Source organism: Mammaliicoccus sp. P-M58 (genome assembly GCF_022386165.1).
Taxonomy (GTDB): Bacteria; Bacillota; Bacilli; order Staphylococcales; family Staphylococcaceae; genus Mammaliicoccus; species Mammaliicoccus sciuri.
Genome location: NZ_JAJNJI010000004.1, coordinates 14,010 through 31,372 on the forward strand (window position 1 = coordinate 14,010; position 17,363 = coordinate 31,372).

Consider the following 17,363-nt stretch of genomic DNA (forward strand, 5'->3'; position numbering starts at 1 on the left):
ATAAGACTTGAGACTGAATAAAGGATGGTAAAAATATCATGAATATGAATAAAGCGTATTTTGCAGGAGGATGCTTTTGGTGTATGGTTAAGCCATTTGACCAATATGAAGGAATAGATAAAGTGACTTCAGGTTATATGGGTGGAACTACTGAAAATCCAACATACGAAGAAGTAAAAAAGGGTGATACCGGACATTATGAAGTTGTCGAAATCCAATATGATGTAGCTTTATTCTCATATAATAGACTGCTAGAAATATTTTTTGCAATTATTGATCCTACTGATGCTCATGGACAATTCCAAGACAGAGGTACACAATACGAAACAGCTATTTTCTATACAAATGATGATCAGAAGAAACTTGCTGAACAGTATATCGAACAATTAAATAAAGAATTACCAGAAGGAAAATCAGTCGTTACAAAATTATTACCATATAAACCTTTTTACAAAGCTGAAGATTATCATCAAGATTTCTATAAGAAGAATCCTGAAAGATATCAAGAAGAACAAACAATTAGACAAAGTTTAAAATAAACAAGTATAGCATAACAGTATCGTATACAATTATGCTATACTGTTATTTTTATATAACATCTATCAGTATTTAAGATATAAAAGGAGAACATTATGGAACAATGGATTACTGATTTTATGACGCATTATGGATATATAGGTGTCTTCATACTCGTATTTTTAGAATATGTTATACACCCCTTCCCTTCTGAAATCATATTAACATTTGCAGGCTTTATGACTTCACAGTCAGAGTTGAATATCATAATTGTATGTTTACTTACAATTTTAGGCGCCGTACTCGGAGCACTTGTATTATATAGCATTGGTGCTCTTATAGGAGAAGAACGTTTATATAAATTTATACATAAACGTGGCAAATATATAGGTATCAAAACACAAGACTTAGATAAGACCATTCAATGGTTAGATAAATATGGACATTGGGCTATCTTTTTAGGACGCTTTATCCCAATTGTCAGAACTCTCATTTCATTACCAGCCGGTATAACTAAAATGAACTTACCCGTATTTATCCTATTAACGGCTATCGGAACAGGTATGTGGAATATATTTCTTATCATGCTCGGTAAAATGCTAGGCAATCATTGGCATCAAATCATCGTATACGTCGGTATGTATTCTAAAGTATTTATCGTGATCATCGCGATAGCAGTACTTTACGTCTTATACTTATGGTATAAACGCATTAAGGAAACACGCGTTAATTAAATAAAAAATAAAACTTTCATAACCCCTTTTTCTAAGGATTGGTTATGAAAGTTTTTTTGTATTATAAACAACAAATTTATTACTACTAGTATTAGTTATTCAATCTATTTTTTCCTTTTTCATATTTCTACCCATATATATTTTTGCTTCTTGAATAAATAAATCGATGAGATTGTTATCCCAATTTTTCTTCCTTGTTAAAGCGAATGAATAAAAAGTAGGAAATTGATCATTTCCCTCTATGATTTTTAGCTTATTTGAATTTATTTCTTTCTCTACAGTTCTATATGGCAATACACTAAATCCCATATCATCTATTAAAAATGTCTTAATTGCATCTATACTCCATAATTCTGTTATTTTAGAAACTTCCTTTAAGTTACTACTTAAAAAGTCTTCAAACATCGTGCGGTAAGTGCTGTCTTTTTCATTTATTACAAAATGATTATATCGCTTACTTCTTAATAACTCATCTAATGTATCTGGAGCAGAATGATGTGCCACAATAACAATTTCATCATCACTTATTTTATGTTTTTTTATTGTATTATTTTGGATTCCAGTATTGATCACAAAAGCTATATCTACTTCACCATTAATGAGTAATGCTTGATTTTTACTACAAGTATTATTAAGCAAATCAAATTCAGTATTTGGAAATTTTTCTAAAAACATTTTTATAACTTCACTTAATCCTGTTGTAACTAATGATTCGGGTGCTGCTACTTTTAATTTATTAGTCATGTCCTCGTTCGATAATTTAATAATTTGATCGTGTGTCGAAATATAGTCATTAACTAAAGGCAATATTTTTAAAAGAAACTCCCTTTCAATCAATTTTTTGTTTGAGTAAATAAATAATTCATTTTTCAATTCTGCTTCCAATTGATTAATTTGTTGAGATACATTAGATTGCGTATAGTTTAGTAATTCCGCTGTTCTTGTATAACTCTTAGTTTCTATAAGTGTCTTTAAAATTTTTAACTGCTTTATATTCATTCAATCACCTATTAATTTTATTAATGCATTAATAATAACATTAATTTCACTTATAACCAAAAAGACATTAAAATTTATATTGAGGTGAAGAATATGTCTGCGTTTTTAATTTATGTTTTTGTAACATCTATTACACCAGGTCCAAGTAATATTTTTATTATGAATTCTACAAAGAAACATGGTTTATTAGGTGCAAAAAAATTTATACTTGGTATATTAGCAGGGTTTTTATTTTTAGCTATTTTAGCTTTTATTTGTTTATACTTATTTGAAGAATATATTGAAGCAGTTGAACAAACACTGAAAATATTTGGATTTGTATATTTATTGTATCTATCCTATAAAACGTTTAATGCTAGTAAATACGATGAAATTGGTGATGTATATTCTACTTTTAAAGCTGGATTTTTATTACAAATTTTAAATATGAAAACTTTATTATTTTATATCACATTACTAGGTGTCTTTATTATACCTAATTCCAATAACAAACCATTTATATATATGCTACTAACTATTATTATCGGATGGGCTTGCCTTATTGTATGGGGCGTATTAGGACACTATTTAAAAAGATATCTCAATAAATATCATTATATATTTAATGCAGTTATGTCATTATTGATCCTATATTCCGCATTAAGTATATTCTATTAATGAATAAAAGTGAGATTTTACTAAAAAAACACCAAAACCACTTTTTTACAAGTGGTTTTGGTGTTTTATTTATGATTAATTGTTAAAGATACTCTTATTAAATTCCATAATAGTGAACTATATTTACGATATACTAAATATCTTGGTTCCCATTCTGGATAAAATTTTTGTTTATAATTTCGTAATCCTTGGAAGCTATATAAACCATTCATATTTTCGAATACTTTTGCTGCAAATTTTTCTCTTAAATATGCGTATTGATTATGTCCTACATTGGATAACGTAGCCATTCCCATATTAAATTGTTTGTAGCCTTGTTCTTGTGCCCATAACAACATATGGATATATAAAGCGTCCATCATTGGTAGTTCTACTTCTTTGTTCCATCTAATTAGATCTACGGATATGGAATCATTATAATTTGTATACATTAATGAACAGAAACCTACTATTTCATTGCTATCATTTCTTATAACTGCGATTGGTGCTTTATTTAAATAATCTTCATCAAATGACCCAACTGAAAAGCTCATTTCTCTCTTCTCACCTAACCAGCCGTCACTAATGGATTTCAACATGTTGATGTCATCTTGTGCATATGGTGCTTCTATAATTTCAAATTGATAGCCTTCTGATGCCATTTTATTATGTGTTGCACGCATACCACGTTTTTTCTTACCAGATAAACTGAATGTTTCGAGGTCTATGAGTGCTTCTTCACCTAATTTGAAAAAGACATTTCCATAATCATGATATAAAGATAGTAATTTACTTTGTACTTGATAGAAAATAATATCATGCCCTAAAAAATGCATTTGATCATAAAATTCTTTTAATACTTCATGATATTTATCAGAGTTACCGACTGGATCACCTAACACGATAACTGCATTCATCTTATGTCGATACATAATAAAGACATCTTCATCTTTATTAACATAAAATGATTTATCTCCTGTAAATGCTAAGTGACTCACATATGAACCTTGATTTTGGTCGATAATAGACTGTATCGTTTCATATGTAGCATTTGTATATAAACTTTTTTGGAATCTTTTTGAGAGTATATATGTTATGCACATACCGATTAAACATAAGATCGCAAGTGCAATTAAGAACATTGTAAACACAGCATATTTATCAAATTTAGTGACTTCATGTGGATATAAATTCAAATAATTTTTAGTGACAATTCTATTGAAAATAAACATTGTTAAAATTAATACACCACTTAAAACTATTTTCATAGGTGTAACAATCTTTTTGACAACGAGCGCATTTTTGTAGCCGATAAATAATAATACTAATAGTATCGCTAACCATAAAAATGCAATGATTGTACTATTCGTTAATATAGATACGACTAACATCACGATAACAGAAATTATGCTCATGAGAATAGATCGCATCGTACCAGACATAACACCTTTAGCACAAATCAGTAACATAAGTGTAGAAGCTGTATGTAGTGCTAATAAGCTTGAATAAAAAGTATAATGATGTGAGTAAATAGCATCATATAAGATTAAAATGTGATTAAAATAAAGAACAAATCCTGTAATACCTGATAATAAACCTAGCGCCAATGTTGGTACTTTGGTCATAAAATCACTCTGTATAGACTTTATGAATGATGTTGTATCAACTGCTGGTGTATAGAATTTACTTTCTTCGATGTATTTTTTAGCGATACTACCAAATTCAAATGTAGATAAACCAAGTGCTATAATAAATGGGAAGAAGTAATAAGCAACTCTATAGAGTAACAACGCTAATAATACTTTTTCTTCAGGTACACCAAGCGACTTAATACCTAATAAGATCACTAAATCAAATGCACCAAATCCCCCGGGTATCATACTTATTAATCCTGATAAGGCTGCAACAACAAATATCCCAACTAAGTGAGCAAAGTCTACATGAATATGTAATGCTTTCAAAATGACAAATAATAAATAGCTCGCCACAATCCATTCAAGTGCAGATACAATTGTAAATTTAAGTCCAAGCAATCTATCTCGACTTATAGAAGGTTTCAAATACGACACAACTATAAATAATGGAAGAAACAAACTACCAATATATATGACAATTTTAGCCCATGAAATATCAGCTAGTAATGCATCCGCATTGAAAACACGAAATACAATAAGTGCACATAATAAACTTAAACCGCTTAACATGGATAACAATAACAATGAAACACTTTTAACTAAATCTTTCTTATCTTCAACGTCATTTCTATAAGAATAAATTCTTAAACCGGCACCTATTAATCCACCAAATCCTAAAATACTGTTAAATGTATTGATAATATAGCTAATGGATAAAACTTTGTGAATCGGTAGACTGATTTTTAAAGATTGCTTTAACATCATGTCATATAATGATAAAACAGATACGGAAAACACACCTAATATAATGATACCTACAAAATAAAATGTATTCATTTCTCTAAAAAGCACGATTGTCTTTTTAAAGTCGATTTTTCCTAATTCATTATGCAATACAAAGACAACGATGCATAATATGATACATATAAATAATACTTTTAATATTGGCAAAATTTTCTTTCGATTTAATAGTCTCATATTCCAACCTTCTTTTATTTTGTAATACTCCCAAATAATACCATATAAATATAGAAATTAAAATGTTTAAAAAAGACTGCCATTAAGCTTCAAAAAGTTAAAGGCAGTCTATAGTTATAGTTTATTCTTTTTCATATACAACTTCTTCATCTTTAAACTCGTATGGACCTGAGTCATCTTGATAATACTTATTATAACGTCGTTTAAATAATGTGAAGAGATGTGTCACTGCTACTTTAATAATAGCATATGCTGGAATACCTAAAATAACCCCTAGTATACCTGCTAAATTACCTGCACATAACAATACAAAGATAATTGTTAAAGGATGAATTTGCATAGTTTTACCCATAATATTTGGTGAAATAAAATGTCCTTCTAAAAATTGAACTGCAGCCCAAACAATTGCAAGTTTCAATAACATAAACGGTGAATCAATAGCAGCTAAAATAATTGCTGGTGAAATAGCGATAATTGGACCTAAATACGGTACAACACTAGTCACAGCAGCAATACTTGCTAAAGTTAAAGCATAGTCTAATCCAATGATTGAATAACCGATAAATAGTAATACACCAATACAGAAAGCAACAATCATTTGACCTTGAATATAAGAACCAACTTGAACATTCATCTTATCAATTAAATCATGTGTATCTTTTCTGAATTTTGGTGGCATTAATCTAATAAAGTAATTTCTGAATTTCGCGCCATCTTTAAGTAAAAAGAATAATACAAATGGGAATGTAATAATGATCACAACAACATGTGTAATTGTAGATACAAATGTTTGGAATTTATTACTGAAATCCCCTACTGAATTAGATATTTTCTTAGGAATATCGCTAAAGTTCTGTTGGAACCAATTTTGAGCTTGTGTATAGTAATCCGCTACAAATGAATTTTGAGAAAGTTCTTTTAATTTATCACTAAATTCATCGAAATATGTAGGTAAATTTTTAGATAAACTCTCAACTTGATGTTGCACAACAGGTATTAATAACGTCACAATTAGTGTAAATGCTGCGATAATCACACATAATAATATGATGATTCCCCATAATCTAGAGATGTTAAACCTTTCCATAAAATTAATTAAAGGATTAAACAAATAAAATGCAATAAACGCAACAATAATTGGGCCAATTAAAGTTGTCGTAATCGTAACGATAGGTTCAAAAATAAATGAAACATGTTGGAAAATAAATATTGTTAACCCTATCAAAATCAATAATCCTAAAATAAAATAAATATCACGTCCACCGAAAAACTGGATAAAACGTGTTGTTTTATTCAAAGAATTATTGGAATTCTTTTCTTTTTCCAAAATAAGCCCTCCTCTTAAAGATTTATAATCTATTATACCCTAATCGTTTCACTTTAAAAACAAAAATTTACAATTATAGTTTACATAATAATATTATAATTGTTTAATTTAAGGTATAAAAAGAGGCTGGGACATAAATCATGTCTCAGCCTCTTTTAGTATCTTGGCAGTAGATGACTGAATTGAAATACGCTTGTTTCAAGCTTTTTCAACTCTAGTCATCCTTGCTGGGGCGGGACTACGAAATCTTTTTATACAAATTAGATTTCTGTCCCGCTCCCTCATCCATAAAAGTCTTATTTAACGACTAATATTTTATCACCTTGTTCAACTGTACCTGTTGTTAATACTTCTAATGAAGCATCGCCAAGATTAGTCACTACAATTGGCGTAATAGTACTATCAGCATTTTCTTTAATGAAGTCTAAATCTACTTTCATTAATGGTTGACCTTTAACGATATCTGTATCAGCTTCCGCTAAAATTTCAAATCCTTTACCTTCTAATTTAACAGTTTCTAAACCGAAGTGGATTAATAATTCAACACCGTCATTAGATTCTAAACCGATTGCATGTTTTGTAGGGAATGTCATTTTCAATTTACCATCAAATGGAGCAACAACTTCACCAGTTTCAGGAATAATTGCAACGCCATCACCCATCATTTTTTCAGAGAATACTTTATCTGGTACTTCAGAGATGTTAACAACTTCACCTTTAATTGGTGCATAAATTGTTGCGCCACCTTCAGCTAAAATAGCAGCACTTTCTTGATCGCCTTCTTCAGTAACAGTTGTTTCATCAGGTTTCGTAATTTCACCTGAAATGATACGTGCCATATCGTGTTTAATTTGATCTGATTTAGGTCCAAAAATAGCTTGGATATTGTTACCAACTTCAAGTACACCTGATGCTCCTAAGCTTTTCAGTTCATCTTTGTTTACTTCAGATTTATTTAATACTTCAACACGTAAACGCGTAATACATGCATCTAAATGTTTGATGTTTTCTTTACCACCCATTGCATCTAATACATCGAATGGAAGTTCTGCTACTGAACTATTGCGTGATTCAGATTCTTTATCTTCACGACCAGGAGTTTTTAAGTTAAATTTCTTAATCGCAAATGTAAATAAGAAGTAATAAACTAACGCATAAATAATACCTACTGGAATAACAAGTAGTGCATTTGTACGATCCCAGTTTAATAAACCGTATAATACGTAATCGATAAATCCACCAGAGAATGTCATACCGATTTGAATATGTAGTAGATGCATCACTAAGAATGATGTACCTGCTAAAATAACATGAATACCGTATAATACTGGTGCTACGAATAAGAATGAGAACTCTAAGGGTTCAGTAATACCTGTTAAGAATGATGTTAAACCTGCAGATAACATTAAACCGCCGACAACTTTTTTACGTTCTGGACGAGCTTGACGATAGATTGCATATGCTGCAGCTGGTAAACCAAACATCATAAATGGATATTTACCCGTTGTGAATGCACCCGCTGTAAATGGTACACCGTCTTTAACTTGTGCCATAAATATTCTTTGGTCACCACGAACTAATTCACCTGCAGAATTTACATAGTTACCAAATTCAAACCAGAATGGTGAGTAGAAAATGTGATGTAATCCAAATGGAATTAAAGCACGTTCGATAATACCAAATATAAATGTTGTTAAAGCTAAGTTCTTATCTAATAAGAATGTAGATAAGTTATTTAAGCCATCTTGAATTGGTGGCCATGCAAATGAAAGAATAATACCTGCAATAATTGCTATTACAGATGTTGCAATTGGTACAAATCTTTTACCTGCAAAGAATCCTAAAAATGGTGGTAAGTTGATATTATAATATTTGTTGTAACACCATGCTGCAAGAGCACCCATTATAATACCACCAAACACCCCTGTTTGAAGTGTTGGAATACCAAGAACTAATGCGTTTGCTGGATCTTTAGCAGTTTGCCCTAAAGTTTTAGCGCCTTCAGCATAGCTATAAATGTCATCAATTGAAATACCTTTAACAACTCCCATTGTTGTATTCATAATAAGGTAACCAACTAATGCTGCTAATGCTGCAACACCATCTCCTCCAGCTAAACCTAATGCTGTCCCGAGTGCGAATAGTAATGGTAAATTATCAAAGATAATTTGACCAGATGATTCCATTACTGAAGCTATCATGACAATAACATCAGATTTTAACCAAGGTGCAATTTCAACGAATTGATCGTTCTGCATTGCATTACCAAAAGCAAGTAAAATACCCGCTGCTGGTAAAATCGCAACTGGTAACATTAATGCTTTACCAATACGTTGCAATTGTCCAAAGAACTTTTTAAACATAATTAATACCCTCCTAATTGTTTAACTTTATAAATCACGGCATGAAAAAAGGCATGAGCAAAGAAACTTACCTTTACGGTAAAGTCTATTTGCTCATGCCTGATCGTATCAGTAACACGCAATTTATAAGTTATTATTAAAGTGCTGGATGTGCATTGTTAAATATGCCAATTCAGATTGATATACTGGCTTCTTCAACTGTGTTTGCATCATCTTCACTATCTTTACAGAAATATTATAGCACAATGGATATTGCGCTTTCAATAGTGTTTCGATATTAGTTGCATCTGGAATTCGTTCATCTGCCAATACTCTTTGAATCGCAAAGTGAAGGTGCCGAACAAAACGACTATAATTAATACTATTTTTGTTAATATCAACTTCTAGGCCTTCTTCTATTATAATGATTGCTTTTTGAATAATCGCTTTTATATTGTGTATATCATGAATTGAATGATTCACTTCTGCAGAGTGAATATGTAAAGCAATAAATCCAGCTTCTGATTCAATAAACTGTAAATTTAATTTTTCGTTTAATGCTTTAACAGCTTTTTCTGCTATTTGATATTCTCTTGGATAAAGTAGTTCTGTCTCTTTTAGAAAAGGGTTATGAACATGTATACCTTCTTTAATACGCTTGATCGCAAATAACATATGGTCCGTTAAAGATATTAATGTCTTTTCACTAACACTTCCACCCAACTGCTTATCAATACCATTCACAACTTCTAATACAATATTAAACACTTCATCATTTGTGCCATCTAATAATTGCTTATATTTATTTTTATCATTTTCAGATTCTAATAAATATATCTTTTCGATTAAATCTGTATTAATTTCTTCACCTTGTTTTTTTCCGAAACCAATCCCCTTACCAACTAATATAACTTCTTTATCATAATAATTAGCAACTAACACATTATTGTTTAATGCCTTTTCGATAATGTATTTTCCCATATATTAAACCTCATTCTGAAGACCTATTACATATTATACATTTGATGATAATATAATGATAGATATATTTTATATCAATAAATATGAGGATGTGCAAACATATGAAAAAGACGAAACTATATATAATAAGTGTTCTTGCTGTTTTATTATTATCTACTATTCTATATCCGAAACATCAAGCCCATGCGGTAACTGAAGAGGCTTGGGATAATGCCGTTACTGTTTATGGTGCAGCATTACAAAACAATACAAGTGCTAAAGATACAACTTCAAACTTATTAGGCACTAAAAACAGTGACAAGACAACTTACGTTACTGCTGATAATCTAAATAAATACTTAAATATGCAATCATCAAATGATGTCTTAAAATCAAGTATCCGTATTACAAAAACTTCTAAAGGCAGTGGTCTTAACTTAACGATCAATCAAGACCAAGGTCAAATTACAAAAGTAACAAAAGACACATATAAAAATGCTTTAATGACTGCTGGTATTAAAGATGCTGATGTAACAATTGCTTCAAGTGAAGATGTTACAGGTGAAAGTGCATTAGCTGGTGTATACAAAGCATTTGAAGAACAAGGTGAAGAAGTAGATTCAAATAGAACACAAGTTGCTCAAGAAGAATTATCAACAATTAACCAAATAACTGAAGAAAATAAAGGGCAAGAAGGATTTTCTCAATCACAATTAAACAAAACGATTGCGGAATCTAAACAAGCTGTAGCTGAAAAATCAGGTAATGTAACAATCAATGAAATTACAAATATCGTAAATCAAAAAATTGAAGATAATGGTTTAACAAATGTTATTAATGATAACCAAATTAATATGATTGTTAATGTTATTGATAAAGCACAAAAAGACGGTGTCTTTAGCGGTGAAAATGCAAAAGACTTTATTAATAACTCAAAAGATTATGTTAATGATTTAGTTAAATCTGATGAATTTAAAGATGCAAAGAAAAAAGCAGAAGACTTAGGTAACAATATTAAAGACAAACTTCAAGACGAAGGTTTCTGGGATAAACTTGTAAATGCTATTAAAGATATCTTCAATTCAATTGCAAACTTATTTAAATAAATTGGAAACGCCATGGGCACGAGCCCATGGCGTTTTTTCGTCATATATTATTTATCTTCGTCTTTAACATCATCTTTAATATTTTCAAATGTATCTTCTTTAGGTTCATCATACTTTGTTTTTACTTCAGATGATTGTTCTGTTGTTTCTTTTTTATTTATTGTTGCATAAGGGTTTTCACCCCATGCTTCGATATTATTAAAGTTAACTTTTAAGTTTTCAATCTTAAATACTGGATTTAACTTACGCTTTCTTTGTGCACGATAATCTTTAGCAACTTCAAATACGACAGTTGCAAGACCAAATAATGCTACGATATTGATAATCGCCATTAATCCCATAAATAGATCTGCTGTATCCCATACTGTTTGAACTTGTACTACTGAGCCAACAAAAACCATTGCTACAACTAAAAGTCTGAAGACAAACATAACAAATTTATTTTTAGTTAAATATTCAATATTTGATTGACCGTAGTAATAGTTACCAATTATTGAAGAGAATGCAAACATAAATACGGCTAGCGTTAAGAATATACCACCAAATTCACCTACATGTGTTATCAGTGCTTGTTGTGTTACGGCCACACCTTGTGGCGCATCAGCTCCAAATTGTAAATCTGTGTAAAGCAACAACATAATTGCCGTTGCTGAACAAATAATCATTGTATCAAAGAATACACCTAATGATTGTATTAAACCTTGCTTAACTGGGTGGCTAACTGCTGCAGTTGCTGCTGCGTTTGCTGCAGAACCCATACCTGCTTCGTTTGAGAACAATCCACGTTTAATACCTTGCATAATTGCAAATCCCATTGCCCCACCAAATGCAGGATGGAAACCAAATGCACTTCTTACAATATTTTGAATCATTGGCCAAATTTGATCAACATTCATAAATAGGATATAACCAACTAAACCAATATATCCAACTGCCATAATTGGAACGATAAATGAAGATACTGTTGCAATACTTCTTACCCCACCAAAGATAACTAATGCTGTAATAATAGCCAAGATAATGCCTGTGATCACATTTGAAAACTCATATTGTTCATTTAAAGAAGCAGCAATCGTATTAGATTGAACTGTGTTAAATACAAATGCAAACGTTACTGTTATGAGAATTGCAAACACAACACCAAGCCATTTCTGACCTAAACCACGTTCTATGTAATATGCTGGTCCACCACGGAACCCACCTTCTTTATCTTTTACTTTATATACTTGTGCTAATGTTGCTTCAAAGAATGCACTTGCTGCACCAATGAATGCAATAACCCACATCCAAAATACTGCACCTGGGCCACCTAATACAATCGCAGTTGCAACACCTGCGATATTACCAGTACCTACACGAGAAGCAGCACTTATTGCAAATGCTTGGAAAGAAGATATACCTTTTCTTCCATCCTCTAATGTTTCAGGCTTTTCAAAAATGACTCTAAACATTTCTGGTAACCATCTAAGTTGTACTACTCTAGAACTTATTGTAAAGAATACGCCAGCTAGTAGTAATAGGAAAATTAAGTTTTGAGTCCAAATTAAATCATTACCCCATTGAACAAAGTTATGAAACCAACCTGGGATATAACTATCAAAATCCTTCAAAGAAATCCCTCAATTCTAATAATATAGTCATAATAAATCGCTATCATGATTTTACCATGTGCCATTCATTATGACTATAATTTTTTAATCTATTGCTTTTTCTTCAAAATATGCATTAATTATGTGACCGAATTCATTTTCGTCAACAACAAATCGACCATTTGTATATCGTTCACTAAAGTTAAAGTCTTTAGTATTAACTTTGACTTGATCTTTTTCTGAAATCATCACACATGTTTCATCTTCTGCTATTGTTCTAGCAAATACGATTCTATGTGCTTTAGATTTTAGTTCTTTTAAAATCATTAAGCCACGTTGAGACCTTTTAGCAGGTACAAATTGTTCTGCTTTCATTCTTTTAACTGAACCACGATCTGTCACAATAAAGACGGATTGATCATTTGGTAATTTATCTGTCATCACAACTTTATCATTGTCTTTCAAGTTGATAGATTTAACACCTGCAGCTTTTAAACCAATATCGGATAATTCATCCGTATCATAAGTTAAGCTCATACCTTTTTCGGTAATGACTGTTATAAGTTCATCGTTTACTATTTTCAGTACGGAAACAACTTCATCGTCACCTTTAAGTTTAATGGCAACGAGTGGTTTTGTAATTCTGCTCGCTTTAAATTTATCATTTGTCGACTTTTTGATCATGCCGTTTTTCGTCGCAATAATATAATTAGACGATGGCTTGAAATCTGTTTCTTTATTAACAGAAATGACGCGTTCGTCATCATCAATTGGAATCATTTGTGAAATATGTTTACCAAGATCTTTCCACTTTAAGTCTACAATTTCATGTACAGGTATAAATAAGTAATTACCTTTATTTGTGAATACAATTAACGTATCTTGTGTATTCATTTTTTCGTGCATTAATAAGTAGTCACCGTCTTTGAGTCCAACTTCTTCAACACCACTTGCGATATAACTTCTATTAGAAGTACGTTTAATGTATCCATCATGCGTGACAGAAACAATTGTTTCCTCACTCGGAACTAAAATTTCTTTTTCAATTTTAATTTCTTCGATTTTTTCTTCAATTTCAGTTAAACGTTCATCAGCAAACTCTTTACGAACTGCTCTAAGCTCATTCTTAATCACTTTTAGTAATGATTTTTCATTTTCTAAAATATCTTTTAGGCGTTCAATTGTTTGTTTAAGTTCATCAAATTCATTTTCTAAAGAAACAATATCTGTATTTGTTAATCTATAAAGTTGTAACATCACGATTGCTTCAGCTTGTTCTTCAGTAAATTCATATTTCGCAATTAAATTTTCTTTCGCATCACGTTTGTTTTTAGAAGCTCTAATTGTTTCAATAACTTCGTCTAAAATAGACAATGCTTTAATTAAACCTTCAACGATATGCATACGTTTTTGTGCTTGAGATAATTCATATTGTGAACGTCTAGTTACGACTTCTTTTTGATGTTCAATATAACTTTCTAGAATAGGTTTAAGCCCTAATAATTCAGGTCTTCTATTATTGATTGCAACCATATTAAAATGATATAGCACTTGTAAGTCTGTGTTCTTGTATAGATAATTTAGAACACCTTCGCTATTAATATCTTTCTTAAGTTCAATTGCAATTCGTAAACCTTCTCTATCCGTTTCATCACGAACCTCTACGATTCCTTCTATTTTCTTATCAGCTCTGAGTTCATCAATTTTCTTAACTAATGTACCTTTGTTTACTTCAAATGGTACTTCAGTTACGACGATTTGTTCTCTTCCGCCTCTAACTTTTTCTATTTCTACTTTACTTCTAACAACTATTTTACCTTTACCTGTTTTATAGGCTTTCTTAATACCATCTAACCCTTGAATAATACCACCAGTTGGGAAATCTGGTCCTTTGATATGTTCAATTAATTCATCTACAGTTGTACTTGGTTTATCGATAAGCTTTAATGTCGCATCGATGACTTCTCCTAGATTATGCGGTGGAATATCAGTTGCATAACCTGCTGAAATACCTGTAGATCCATTGACTAATAAGTTAGGATACCTAGCTGGTAATACCATCGGCTCCATCGCTGTATCATCAAAGTTTTGTACATGTTCAACTGTTTCTTTATCTATATCTTGTAATAACACTTCGGCTAGTTTACTTAATTTAGCCTCAGTATAACGCATTGCTGCAGGTGGGTCATTATCAATACTACCGTTATTACCGTGCATTTCTATTAGTACATGTCTCAATTTCCAATCTTGACTCATACGTACCATTGCATCGTAAACAGAAGAATCACCATGTGGATGATAATTACCGATTACGTTACCAACCGTTTTAGCACTTTTTCTAAAGTTTCTATCATACGTATTACCGTCTTTATACATCGCAAATAATATTCTACGTTGTACTGGTTTCAATCCATCTCGTACATCAGGAAGCGCACGGTCTTGAATGATATATTTACTATATCTACCAAATCTATCTCCAATTACATCTTCTAAAGGAAGGTTTTGAATTTGTTCAACCATTATTTAACTTCCTCCTCTAATGATTCTACTTCATCATCAAGTACTTGAATGTCATCACTTTCAAGTATACTTTGATCTTCTTGCATACCAAATTGAACGTGTCTTTCAATCCATTCTCTACGTGGTTCAACTTTGTCACCCATTAATGTTGTCACTCTTCGTTGTGAACGTACTTCATCATCAATACTTACTCTAATTAATGTTCTTGTTTCAGGATCCATTGTTGTTTCCCATAGTTGATCGGCATTCATTTCACCTAACCCTTTATAACGTTGAAGTGTGAAACCTTTACCAATTTTCTTCATTAATACTTCTAAATCTTCATCTGTCCATGCATATTCAACTTGTTTTGACTTACCTTTACCTTTTTCTAATTTATATAAAGGTGGTAATGCAATATATACTCTACCTGCTTCTAATAGCGGTCTCATATACTTGAAGAAGAAAGTTAATAATAATACTTGAATATGCGCACCATCAGTATCGGCATCTGTCATAATAATCACTTTGTTGTAGTTACTATCTTCAATATTAAAGTCTGCACCTACACCAGCACCTATCGTATGAATAATCGTATTGATTTCTTCATTTTTAAAGATATCTTCAAGTTTAGCCTTTTCTGTATTAATAACTTTACCTCTTAACGGTAATATTGCTTGGAATTTACGATCGCGCCCTAATTTAGCTGATCCTCCGGCAGAATCCCCTTCGACTAAATAAAGTTCGTTTTTCTCTGTATTTTTACTTTGTGCTGGCGTTAATTTACCAGATAATAAAGTTTCTTTACGTTTGTTTTTCTTACCATTTCTAGCTTCTTCACGCGCTTTTCTTGCTGCTTCACGTGCTTGAGATGCTTTTATCGCTTTTTTAAGTAATGCTTTTGATAATTGACCTTTCTCTTCTAAGTAGAAAGGAAGTTGATCTGACATTACAGAATCAACAGCTGCACGTGCTTCTGTTGTACCTAATTTAGACTTAGTTTGTCCTTCAAACTGTAATAAATCTTCTGGAATTCTTACAGAAATAATAGCTGTCAGACCTTCACGAATATCGCTTCCATCAAGGTTTTTATCTTTTTGTTTAAGTTCACCGATTTTACGAGCATATTCATTAAACACACGTGTAAATGCTGTCTTTAAGGCTGTTTCATGTGTTCCACCATCTTTAGTACGAACATTATTAACGAAACTTAGAATTGTTTCAGAATATTGGTCATTAAATTGAAAACTAATATCTACTTCGATTCCATTTGATTCGCCACTAAACATAGCAACGTCATGCAACACGTCTTTGCCTTCGTTTAAATAATTCACAAATTCTTTAATACCATCTTCATAATGATAAAATACTTCTCTAGGTTCTTCTCCCCTTAAATCCGTTACTTTTATTTTTAGTGCTTTCAGTAAGAATGCTGATTCTTGAAGTCTTTCGCATAACGTTTCAAAGTTAAAATGTGTTGAAGCTTTAAATATTTTAGAGTCTGGTTTGAAATGGACCGTCGTACCTGTTTTACGTGTTTTCCCCTTTTTCTCTAATGTTGTTACAGGTACACCACCGTTTTTGAATTTTTGTTTATAAATATGTCCTTCTCTATAAATCGTTACTTCTAACCATTCACTCAAAGCATTAACGACCGAAGCACCTACGCCGTGTAGTCCACCAGATGTTTTATAGCCACCTTGACCGAATTTACCACCGGCATGAAGGACAGTAAATATAACTTCAGGTGTTGGTTTACCAGTCTTATGTAATCCTGTAGGCATCCCCCTACCGTTATCATAAACAGAAATACTATTATCTTTATGAATGGTCACTTCGATTTCCGTACCGAAGCCATTTAAAATTTCATCAACAGAGTTATCTACTATTTCATATACTAAATGGTGAAGTCCGCGGACATCTGTTGAACCAATGTACATACCAGGTCTTTTTCTTACTGCTTCTAAACCTTCGAGTACTTGTATTGAATCTTCACCATATTGAACTTTTGCTTGTTTATTCAATATTTCTCCTCCTACAAAC

The 17,363-nt window shown here is 31.4% G+C and carries 12 protein-coding genes; 4 read left to right on the plus strand and 8 right to left on the minus strand.

The annotated features are described in order from the left end of the window. Positions 1-38: 38 nt before the first annotated feature. Together msrA and LQ694_RS05295 are read left to right on the plus strand one after the other, a co-directional pair. Positions 39-539 (plus strand): peptide-methionine (S)-S-oxide reductase MsrA, encoded by a 501-nt coding sequence (msrA, locus tag LQ694_RS05290; RefSeq protein ID WP_218696577.1) that lies wholly within the window; start codon positions 39-41, stop codon positions 537-539. A gap of 93 nt (positions 540-632) precedes the next feature. Further along, a complete protein-coding gene (locus LQ694_RS05295) occupies positions 633-1,250 on the plus strand; it encodes a DedA family protein (RefSeq protein WP_204253490.1) in 618 nt (205 codons plus the stop codon). 99 nt (positions 1,251-1,349) lie between these two features. Here the strand turns inward: LQ694_RS05295 and LQ694_RS05300 are convergent, their stop codons facing one another. Then, on the minus strand, positions 1,350-2,249 hold the full coding sequence (locus tag LQ694_RS05300; protein WP_231493047.1) for a LysR family transcriptional regulator: 900 nt from the start codon (positions 2,247-2,249) through the stop codon (positions 1,350-1,352). Between the two features lie 93 nt (positions 2,250-2,342). Here LQ694_RS05300 and LQ694_RS05305 point away from each other — a divergent pair, with 93 nt between their 5' ends. Beyond that, complete coding sequence (locus LQ694_RS05305; protein ID WP_058611340.1) at positions 2,343-2,906, plus strand: LysE family translocator; 564 nt, start codon at positions 2,343-2,345, stop codon at positions 2,904-2,906. 65 nt (positions 2,907-2,971) lie between these two features. Here the strand turns inward: LQ694_RS05305 and mprF are convergent, their stop codons facing one another. From mprF to glcT, 4 genes are all read right to left on the minus strand, one after another. Continuing rightward, on the minus strand, positions 2,972-5,497 hold the full coding sequence (gene mprF / locus LQ694_RS05310; RefSeq protein ID WP_218696579.1) for a bifunctional lysylphosphatidylglycerol flippase/synthetase MprF: 2,526 nt from the start codon (positions 5,495-5,497) through the stop codon (positions 2,972-2,974). 121 nt (positions 5,498-5,618) lie between these two features. Next, positions 5,619-6,824 carry an AI-2E family transporter gene (locus LQ694_RS05315; RefSeq protein ID WP_096791399.1) on the minus strand — a complete coding sequence of 402 codons (1,206 nt, stop codon included), beginning with the start codon at positions 6,822-6,824 and terminating at the stop codon, positions 5,619-5,621. 296 nt (positions 6,825-7,120) lie between these two features. Next, the gene (gene ptsG / locus LQ694_RS05320; protein ID WP_058591317.1) at positions 7,121-9,187 is read right to left on the minus strand and encodes a glucose-specific PTS transporter subunit IIBC; all 2,067 of its coding nucleotides are present in this window, start codon (positions 9,185-9,187) and stop codon (positions 7,121-7,123) included. Positions 9,188-9,310: 123 nt separating this feature from the next. Next, positions 9,311-10,147, minus strand: coding sequence for a glucose PTS transporter transcription antiterminator GlcT (gene glcT, locus LQ694_RS05325; RefSeq protein ID WP_096791398.1), 837 nt, complete (start codon positions 10,145-10,147; stop codon positions 9,311-9,313). A 101-nt stretch (positions 10,148-10,248) separates the two neighbouring features. Between glcT and LQ694_RS05330 the strand changes: the two genes are divergently transcribed. Further along, positions 10,249-11,232, plus strand: a complete 984-nt coding sequence (locus tag LQ694_RS05330; RefSeq protein ID WP_218696581.1) for a DUF1002 domain-containing protein — start codon at positions 10,249-10,251, stop codon at positions 11,230-11,232. A 47-nt stretch (positions 11,233-11,279) separates the two neighbouring features. Here the strand turns inward: LQ694_RS05330 and alsT are convergent, their stop codons facing one another. The 3 genes from alsT to parE all read right to left on the minus strand — a co-directional run bounded on the left by alsT (position 11,280) and on the right by parE (position 17,344). Further along, positions 11,280-12,842, minus strand: coding sequence for a glutamine transporter AlsT (alsT, locus tag LQ694_RS05335; protein ID WP_048543117.1), 1,563 nt, complete (start codon positions 12,840-12,842; stop codon positions 11,280-11,282). Positions 12,843-12,926: 84 nt separating this feature from the next. Next, positions 12,927-15,341, minus strand: a complete 2,415-nt coding sequence (parC, locus tag LQ694_RS05340) for a DNA topoisomerase IV subunit A (protein ID WP_049318950.1) — start codon at positions 15,339-15,341, stop codon at positions 12,927-12,929. Continuing rightward, positions 15,341-17,344, minus strand: a complete 2,004-nt coding sequence (gene parE, locus LQ694_RS05345) for a DNA topoisomerase IV subunit B (RefSeq protein WP_058611347.1) — start codon at positions 17,342-17,344, stop codon at positions 15,341-15,343. Before parE ends, parC begins: the two co-directional genes overlap by 1 nt. Positions 17,345-17,363: the final 19 nt, after the last annotated feature.